This window comes from Paenibacillus mendelii, assembly GCF_024498075.1.
In the GTDB taxonomy this organism is placed as follows: domain Bacteria; phylum Bacillota; class Bacilli; order Paenibacillales; family Paenibacillaceae; genus Paenibacillus_Z; species Paenibacillus_Z mendelii.
In genome coordinates, this window is sequence record NZ_JANHOF010000071.1 from 1 (window position 1) to 793 (window position 793).

The 793-nt window shown below is 44.0% G+C and carries 2 protein-coding genes; both read left to right on the forward strand.

What is annotated here, in order from left to right; genetic code table 11:
- On the forward strand, positions 1-326 hold a 326-nt coding region (locus NNL21_RS36080), incomplete at its 5' end, for an IS3 family transposase (protein WP_256555730.1).
- A gap of 9 nt (positions 327-335) precedes the next feature.
- Positions 336-764 carry an IS3 family transposase gene (locus NNL21_RS36990; protein ID WP_373567651.1) on the forward strand — a complete coding sequence of 143 codons (429 nt, stop codon included), beginning with the start codon at positions 336-338 and terminating at the stop codon, positions 762-764.
- Positions 765-793 lie beyond the last annotated feature (29 nt).

The window sequence follows — 793 nt, forward strand, 5'->3', positions numbered from 1 at the left end:
TAAAGCGCAAGGATAACGATCCAGATGCAGAGTTGAAACTTAAGATCCGAGCGATCTATGAGCAACGTGACAAAACCGTAGGGTATCGCCGTATACAAGATGAGCTGTACCGTCAGTATAGCCATGTAGTGAATCATAAGAAGGTTCTGCGGTTAATGCAGCAACTTGGTATTAAAGCGATCATACGTCGTAAGTATGTCCACAGAACAAGCTATGAAGCGGCTGTATCCGACGGTAGAATCGCTGAGAATAAGCTAAAAAGGGATTTCACAGCTGCTAAACCCAATCAGAAGTGGGTTACGGACGTGACGCAATATCGCGTATGAGATGAGAAGATTTACTTATCCGCTATTAAGGATCTGTGGAATAACGAAATCGTCGGATACCATATCAGCAGACGCAACGACAACCCTCTTGTCTTAGAAACGTTTAGAAAGGCATTTGAAACACATAAGGACGTGACTGGACTGATCGTTCACAGCGATCAGGGATACCAGTACACGTCCCATGCATACCATGACATGCTGCCACAGGTTGGAGCCCAGATCAGCATGTCACGCCGAGGCAATTGTTATGACAACGCCTCAATCGAGAGCTTCTTCTCTCATCTTAAAGTCGAAGCGCTCTATCCTTATAATATACGAAGTATCGATGAGGCACAAAGAAGAATTGAGGAATATATACGTTTTTACAATGAAGAAAGAGCACAGCGAAAACTAAACAAGCTGACTCCTGTTGAATACAGGAACCAGCTTGTAGCCTAGGTGTTTTTTCAATGTCTACTGAATGGGGG